Genomic DNA, 7,388 nt, shown 5'->3' on the forward strand with positions numbered 1-7,388 from the left:
GGCAACCAATGCCGCCGCAAACGTACCCAGTACATAGAGTAATAAAATCGGCTTGATATAGACTTCAGTGCCACTGCGATGCTGGGCAATCGCAGCCATGACCAGTACAAAGACCAGCACCGGTGCGACCGCCTTAAGGGCGCCGGTAAAGAAGGTGCCGATAATCTGGCTCGATTGGGCTGCCTGTGGAAAAAATACGCCAAACAAAATACCAAGAACCAGGCCGATGATGATCTGGCGAACGAGATTGCCGCGGGCGATAGCCGCAAATAAATGCTGCAAAGTCATGACATCATTCCAAAATGCATGTGATCCCGCAGAACCGTGGACAGCAGCACCACGCGTACCCAGTTCTGACGCGCGCGGCCAAAGCTGATCCGTATCTGCAGGAAAACGAAAGGGGTGTTGCGATCGGGCAACGTAAAAAAGCGGGATGCGCGCGCCAGAATTGCCCTGAAAAAACGCGATGGGCGTCATATTAGCCGCTTTTTTGCCGCTTGTGTTTCGAATTGATGACATCCGGTCAAAACGGGTTTGAGCGTACTGTGGTTGGTTTTGCCGGCTATTGGCCGATATCGCCCCTGGTTCGGGTGGCCGGACCCCTGGCGTGCTGACCGTCTCTGGATGGCGTGCCGGCGTTGCCTGCACCGCCGGCGTCGTTATGCTTGCCCGCCTTGATGACGCTGATTTCGCCATTGGTTTCCAGAAAGGCGCGCCTGACCTGCGCCAGGTCATCGACTCCGTTGATGCGCAATTGCTCCAGTAATTCGGCGCGGGTAACATATTCGCGGCGCATATTTTTCAATTGCAAGATTCCGTCCTTCACGAGTAGCAGCTGATCGGGCGAAAGCACATGGCTTACCGCTGGAAAGAAATATCCCAGACGGTCAACCAGAAATGACCATAGAACGATGCCGGCTGCCACGGTCAGGCCATCCGTGATGGTATCAGAAGATCCCGACAGCCCATTGCCGACGGCTTCCGACACTAGCATCACAACGACGATGTCGGCAAAACCCAATGAGCCGATGTTGCGCCGCCCACCGAACCGGAACAGCAGATAAATACCCCAGTAGATGGCCGTACTGCGCAAAAAGGCCTCGCCGAACGTCTGCTGCATCTGAAATACTTCACTTAGCATAGTCATAAGGGAATTCCTGTGAAAATCGGAGAAAGACCAATAGGGGGCTGCCCTGCAAAGTATACCCTGCGACCCTCGACCATAAAAAAAAAGCCCCGTACCGGTAGCGGCACAGGGCGGTTGTTGACTGCAGCCAGGCGAACCACAAGGCGCGGCCATCCCGGGACTGCAGCTTATTCTTCTTCGACGAACGTCTCTTCGCGTTTCTTGCGAATCGAGGGCAGCGCGACCAGCACCACAAGCGCAGCGGCCAGGATAAGCAGTGACATGGACAGTGGGCGAGTGACGAAAGTGCTGAATTCACCGCGGGACAACAGCAGGGCGCGACGGAAATTTTCTTCCATCATCGGACCCAGCACCAATCCAAGCAGCAGTGGGGCACCTTCACATTTGAGTTTGCTCCAGAGATAGCCGATCACACCAAAAATGGCCATGATGTAAATATCAAACACGTTGTAGTTCAGCGAGTACACACCGATGGTGCAGAACAGAACAATGGCCGGGAACAGGACACGGTAGGGAACTTTAAGCAGCTTGACCCACAGGCCGATGAGCGGCAGGTTCAGGATCACCAACATCAGGTTGCCGATCCACATGGAAGCAATCAGACCCCAGAACAGTTCCGGGTGGCTGGACATGACCTGTGGTCCCGGCTGAATGTTGTGAATGGTCATTGCACCCACCATCAATGCCATCACGGCATTGCCAGGAATGCCCAGCGTCAGCAATGGGATGAAGGAAGTCTGCGCAGCGGCGTTATTGGCCGACTCGGGCCCCGCCAGTCCGGCAGGATGGCCTTTGCCAAAGCGATGCGGCTGCTTGGAGATTTTCTTTTCCAGCGTGTAAGAAGCAAAGGAAGATAATACGGCGCCGCCGCCGGGCAGAATACCCAGTGCGGATCCAAGCAGGGTGCCGCGGATACACGCCGGTGCGGCTTCACGCAGTTCCTGACGGTTCGGATACAGCGCGCCAATCTTGTCTGTAATATCAACCCGGTTTTCTTTTTGCGCCAGATTGTTCATGATTTCAGCCAGACCGAAAACACCCATGGCAACCACGGCAAAGTCAATACCGTCCTGCAGTTCGGGAATGCCAAAGTCAAAGCGGGCAACGCCTGAGTTCACGTCGGTCCCGACCATGCCCAGTAGCAGACCCAGTAGAATCATGCAGATCGCTTTTGGCAGGGAGCCGGAAGCCAGGACCACGGCGCCGACCAGACCCAGCACCATCAGAGAGAAATACTCGGCGGGCCCGAATTTGAAGGCAACCTCGGCCAGTGGCGGCGCAAAGGCTGCCAGTAGCAAGGTGGCAAAACAGCCGGCGAAGAACGAGCCCATCGCAGCGATTGCCAGTGCAGCGCCGGCCCGACCATTCTTGGCCATTTGGTGTCCGTCCAGCACGGTAACCACCGCCGAGGTCTCCCCCGGCAGGGCAACCAGAATCGCCGTTGTCGAGCCGCCATATTGGGCACCGTAATAGATGCCGGCAAGCATGATCAGGCCCGCGGTGGGAGGCAGAATGTAGGTTAAAGGCAGCAGCATGGCAATGGTAGGGACAGGGCCGATACCGGGCAATACGCCGATCAGTGTGCCTAGAATGCACCCGAGCAGGGCATAGGCAAGATTTTCAGGCGTAAAGGCTACCGAGAACCCCAGGGCCAGATGTTGTAATAAGTCCAGCATGATTATTTTCCTTTGATCCGACGTACCAGCATGACGACTGCAATCACGACACCCAGCGGGATGGTGATCTGGGCCAATGTGCTCCATTCGGCTATCGGTTCAGGCCAAAGTGGGAATATCAGACCCAGGCCTTTGACGAAGGCCAGCCAGGCGAACACCGTCAGAAAGATGGCGTTGCCCACTGCGATCAGCAGGCTGAACTCATGACTGGCCAGGCTGCAGAAAATGATCAGCAGCGGCGTGGCGATGTACAACCCCAGGTGATCCAGCATAATGCCGTACAGGCAGATACTGCCAATAATCAAAAATAGAATGTCCCAGTCAAAATGGCCGACGGCGCTGTCCTCGGCCGGTTCGCCGCGCAGGGCGTTGACCGTGACAATCGCGCCAAGCAGGGCCATACAGATGGCCAGCCAGAAAGGGAAATAGCCCGGACCCATGCGGCTTGGTGTGCCCATGTCATAGACTTGGGAAAATATGACGAAGCCCAGGCCGACGGCCACGAACATCAGGCCGGACCAGAAGTCCTGTTGATTTTTTATCTGCATAATCTACCTTTTAAGTCTCCACTAAAATTGCAGGTGTATAGACAGAAGATTGTATAGAGACAAAAGTCTTGCAATGGATGACGAAAACATTACCGTTTTGTCATGATTGCATTTGAATAAAAATGTATATTGGAATTCGGGTCGGTACGGTACGCGCGCTGGCATGAAATTGTATGATGCTCAGATGGCGGCACAACGCCGGCAAAAAGCATAGGAACGGGGGGACGCTCATGTGGCACTGCTTGGTCATTGAGGATGATTATGAAAACGCACGGTATATTGCCAATGGCCTGAACGAGTTGCGACACGATGCGGTGGTCTGCGGCAACGGCGCAGACGGCATGCGACGCGCTTGCGAACAGCAATGGGACATTATCATCCTGGACCGGATGCTGCCCGGCAATATTGATGGCCTGTCCATTCTTTCCACGCTGCGTGCGCTGGGCAACAAGACGCCAGTACTGGTGCTTAGCGCCTTGTCGGGCGTGGACGAGCGCGTCCGTGGCCTGAAATCCGGCGGCGATGATTACCTTACCAAGCCATTTGCCTTTTCTGAGCTGATCGCCCGGATCGAAGCGCTCATCCGGCGGGCCGGCAGCGACGATAGCGTCAAGCAGTTGCGGGTTGGCGATCTCAAGCTGGATCTGATCAGCCGCAAGGTGGAACGAAGCGGCAAGCTCATCAACCTGCAGCCCCGGGAATATCGTCTGCTTGTGCATATGATGCAAAACGCAGGCAATGTCGTGACCCGCACCATGCTACTTGAATCTGTGTGGGACTATCGTTTTGACCCGCAATCGAATGTGATTGATGTTCAGATCAGTCGCCTGCGACGCAAGATCGACACCGGTTTTCAAACCCAGCTCATTCACACGGTCTGGGGCGAGGGCTATGTGCTGTCGGACCAGGGGCAGGCGACAGGACAGGATACCGCGCCGTCATGATTCGTCAATTTGTCCGTTTTCTGGACCGGACATGGAATTCGATTTCTTTTCGACTGACATTCAATTACGGAATGCTGGCCATTTTTTCCATCCTGGTCCTGATGGCATTTATTTATTTACAGGTGGTAGGTGCGTTGCATTCCCAATTGCAGCGTCAGATCGCTTCGGCGACCCATCGACTGGTGACCGAATTCGAAACGGGTGGCTCAGAGCGGTTGATCCGCTCACTTGCCTTTACCCTGTCGGATAATGTGGATTCGGACCAGGGATTGTATCTTTTGCTCAATCAGACGGGTGAAAAGGTGATTGGCAACCTGGATGCTGCTCCGGTCTCGCGGCTGTCGGAGATCGCAGAAGCTGATGTGAGCAACAATGGGGTCGCGCTTAGCGGCAGGTTCAGGATATCGATGCTGGATGATGGCAGCACGCTGGTCGTTGGTGTGGATCTGGCCGAGATCAACAGAACCATCGGACTGATCGGGCAGGCGTGTCTGGTCACGCTGTTTGTTGCGCTGATGCTGGTGATCGTGGGTACGTTCATCTTCAGGCGCGAGCTCGATTTCAGGGTTAGCAGCATTCACAAGACAGCTACGCAAATCAGCAGTGGTCAACTGTCATCGCGAATACCCCTGTCCGAAATACACGATGAGTTTTATCACCTGAGCCACGAAATCAATTCGATGCTGGACCGTATAGAGGCGCTCATGAAAGGCGTTCGTCATGTGTCCGATACGATCGCGCATAATTTGCGCACGCCGCTGACCCGCATTATCAGCAGGCTGCGTACGGTGCAGCGGCCCGGTCATTCTGCGCAAGAGGTGCTGCAGGCCACGCATTTCGCCGTTCAAGAAATTGAAAATCTGAATCAGCTTTTTGAAAAGCTACTGCAGATCTCCGAAATCGAAGCCGGTGTGTATCGGCAACGCTTTCGCATATGTGATTTTTCGGCGATCGCGGACGATGTCATTGACCTTTACAGCGCCTTCGCCGAAGACCGGCGTCACCAGCTGTCATTGAATATTCGTGGTGACTGTCAGATCCATGGCGACGCAGACTTGCTGGCCAGCATGCTGGCCAATCTTGTGGACAATGCATTGAAATACACTCGCGAGCATGTCTGGGTGAGTTTACATGGGGAGCAGGGGCAGTTATCGATTCGGATAGAAGATGACGGCCCGGGCATTCCTGCCAGCGAATATGGCAATGTGGGCAAACACTTCTATCAACTGGATCCCAATGCGACAGGCTTTGGGCTCGGGCTCAAAAGCGTCATGGCCATTGTGGCCATGCATGAAGGAACCCTGATGTTTGAGGACTGCCGGCCGGGGCTCAGAATCACAATTGTGTTTCCGATCGAGCAGGGGCAGGTGTCGGACACGGAGCGGAATACAGTCCGTCAACCGAAGTAGGGTGCTCGTCTGCCGACCTTGGTCACGCCGTCTTCATCAATTTGATAGAAATCATTCGGGCTGTTCCAGCACTCGTCAAACAGCGCATCCAGACGCTCTGGTCCGAATTTTTCGTACGCGTTTTCCTTGACCAGAACGAACCCGTCCCGGTGGCTATTCATGTAGTATTTCACAAGTGATAGCTGTTTGCCCACCCGGTAAGCTTCGTAGACCACGCCTAATGCATCGCCTTTACGTACAGCCCATTTTTCAAATGCCATCGCTGTCTCCCAGCTTAATCGTTCACTATACAGCAGATACGGCAACCATTAGCGTTCAACGCGGTGAAATGGTGAGTTGGCCCTGGGATCAGGAGATGGTCGTCGCCTGGTCATTATCCTGGTCCAGGCTGCGCGTCAGGCGCAGCATGTCATGCAGCTGGATGCCGTCTTCGACGATCGGTTCGTCGTAATTGTCGATGAAAAAATTCCGTTCAATGCCGGTTACCCGAAAACCCTGTTTTTGGTAAAAGGCGAGCTGGTAGCCGAATGATCCGGTTCCTACCTCCAATTGTAGCGCACCAGATCGGCGATAAAAATCGATGATCCACTTAAGCAGCAAAGTGCCTGTGCCTGTTTTCTGGTGATCCGGATGCACGGCGATGCTCATGATTTCGCAGGATGTGGCGCCCAGCGGCTGTACCAGGCATGCACCGATCACCATCCCGTCGCGGGAAGCGACAAAGCATTCCGATTGGAGAAGATAAGAGCGAATTTTCTGCTCGGATGGGTCGGCGAGCAGCAAAAGTTCAATGGGTGCTTGGGTTGGTGGCACTTGTTGAATGAGGGGAGGCATATTCCAGGTGTGGTTTCGTTCGCGGATCACGACCGGGGCCGGGTTGTTTCCTGGTCTTTGTCTTACCCAATGAAATTTGTGTAAGACCCCATGGGCCTGCAGGTGGCCATCTATATAGAAAAGATAGCCACATAAGGTCGAACTTGGCCTTATTGTCTGATGGACAGTCGTAAATCGTTAATCCGTTTTATTTGCTCTGCTGGCAGACCGTCAATGTTCTTCAGGGTGAATCCTTTTGATACCAGAACGGTCCCAAGATTTTGGTGCAATGATGACAAAAAGCCCAAGATGAAACCATTGGATGGGCGCTTAGCATCGAAAGTGCCATTAAGTACAATTTTTTCTGCATTGAGTACTTTAACTAGATGCACCTTCTTATAGTACTTGAAGCCCCCCTTTTTTATAAACTCCAAGCCTCGTTCCCACGATGTTTCAAAATTAAGATCCTTGTTTAGCGAACCGATTCGCAGTAATGCGTCATTACAGGCTCCGCTTAAGCCACGATCTTCCTGGCTAATTGTAGATTGCATCGTCAATTCTGCCAGGGGAGAGTTATTTACATCAACGATACCCAATGACTCCAATAATCGTTTCCGCTTTATCGCAGTATAGTGTTTGTCTATTATTTCTTTTCTGGCTGGCGTCAGCCGTCTATTGAACGTAGCCAATTGCCGTTTGTAATACTGGTCTATATACCTTCTGGCTCGTGCATTAACATAAAAATCGTGCTCGTCTATACTGTCATTCACAAAATCACGGTAGAGTTTCCCAAGCATGCCCATGCTTTGTAAATGTCTGGCCATTGAATGGCCCACACCGTATACACGCAG

At 53.4% G+C, this 7,388-nt stretch carries 8 protein-coding genes and 1 pseudogene; 2 read left to right on the top strand and 7 right to left on the bottom strand.

The window, feature by feature from the left end; translation table 11 throughout:
- The 4 genes and pseudogenes from ACTIKR_RS19485 to ACTIKR_RS19500 form a co-directional block, all read right to left on the bottom strand.
- On the bottom strand, positions 1 to 288 hold a 288-nt coding region (locus ACTIKR_RS19485), incomplete at its 3' end, for a cation:dicarboxylate symporter family transporter (RefSeq protein ID WP_442328753.1).
- Positions 289 to 562: 274 nt separating this feature from the next.
- Positions 563 to 1,147, bottom strand: coding sequence for a DUF421 domain-containing protein (locus tag ACTIKR_RS19490; protein ID WP_442328754.1), 585 nt, complete (start codon positions 1,145 to 1,147; stop codon positions 563 to 565).
- Between the two features lie 167 nt (positions 1,148 to 1,314).
- A complete protein-coding gene (locus ACTIKR_RS19495) occupies positions 1,315 to 2,820 on the bottom strand; it encodes a tripartite tricarboxylate transporter permease (protein WP_442328759.1) in 1,506 nt (501 codons plus the stop codon).
- Between the two features lie 104 nt (positions 2,821 to 2,924).
- Positions 2,925 to 3,371: pseudogene (locus tag ACTIKR_RS19500) on the bottom strand (tripartite tricarboxylate transporter TctB family protein); the annotation flags it as partial.
- Positions 3,372 to 3,601: 230 nt separating this feature from the next.
- Between ACTIKR_RS19500 and ACTIKR_RS19505 the strand changes: the two are divergent.
- Together ACTIKR_RS19505 and ACTIKR_RS19510 are read left to right on the top strand one after the other, a co-directional pair.
- Positions 3,602 to 4,315 (top strand): response regulator transcription factor, encoded by a 714-nt coding sequence (locus tag ACTIKR_RS19505; RefSeq protein ID WP_193087049.1) that lies wholly within the window; start codon positions 3,602 to 3,604, stop codon positions 4,313 to 4,315.
- The gene (locus ACTIKR_RS19510) at positions 4,312 to 5,724 is read left to right on the top strand and encodes a sensor histidine kinase (protein WP_442328755.1); all 1,413 of its coding nucleotides are present in this window, start codon (positions 4,312 to 4,314) and stop codon (positions 5,722 to 5,724) included. The genes ACTIKR_RS19505 and ACTIKR_RS19510 overlap by 4 nt, the downstream gene beginning before the upstream one ends.
- Here ACTIKR_RS19510 and ACTIKR_RS19515 read toward each other — a convergent pair.
- From ACTIKR_RS19515 to ACTIKR_RS19525, 3 genes are all read right to left on the bottom strand, one after another.
- The gene (locus ACTIKR_RS19515; RefSeq protein WP_442328756.1) at positions 5,712 to 5,984 is read right to left on the bottom strand and encodes a hypothetical protein; all 273 of its coding nucleotides are present in this window, start codon (positions 5,982 to 5,984) and stop codon (positions 5,712 to 5,714) included. The genes ACTIKR_RS19510 and ACTIKR_RS19515 overlap by 13 nt on opposite strands.
- Before the next feature lie 88 nt (positions 5,985 to 6,072).
- Positions 6,073 to 6,558: a GNAT family N-acetyltransferase gene (locus tag ACTIKR_RS19520; RefSeq protein ID WP_442328757.1), complete on the bottom strand. Its 486-nt coding sequence runs from the start codon at positions 6,556 to 6,558 to the stop codon at positions 6,073 to 6,075.
- 149 nt (positions 6,559 to 6,707) lie between these two features.
- Positions 6,708 to 7,388: hypothetical protein (locus ACTIKR_RS19525; protein WP_442328758.1), on the bottom strand; the 681-nt coding region annotated here is incomplete at its 5' end.

The sequence above is a fragment of the Advenella sp. genome, assembly GCF_052108595.1.
Lineage (GTDB): Bacteria > Pseudomonadota > Gammaproteobacteria > Burkholderiales > Burkholderiaceae_B > Advenella.

Bases quoted from the DNA above. Each gene is read 5' to 3' on its own strand.
- ACTIKR_RS19515 (WP_442328756.1), bottom strand. From the start codon at position 5,984: ATGGCATTTGAAAAATGGGCTGTACGTAAAGGCGATGCATTAGGCGTG.
- ACTIKR_RS19510 (WP_442328755.1), top strand. From the start codon at position 4,312: ATGATTCGTCAATTTGTCCGTTTTCTGGACCGGACATGGAATTCGATT.
- ACTIKR_RS19490 (WP_442328754.1), bottom strand. From the start codon at position 1,147: ATGACTATGCTAAGTGAAGTATTTCAGATGCAGCAGACGTTCGGCGAG.
- ACTIKR_RS19520 (WP_442328757.1), bottom strand. From the start codon at position 6,558: ATGCCTCCCCTCATTCAACAAGTGCCACCAACCCAAGCACCCATTGAA.
- ACTIKR_RS19505 (WP_193087049.1), top strand. From the start codon at position 3,602: ATGTGGCACTGCTTGGTCATTGAGGATGATTATGAAAACGCACGGTAT.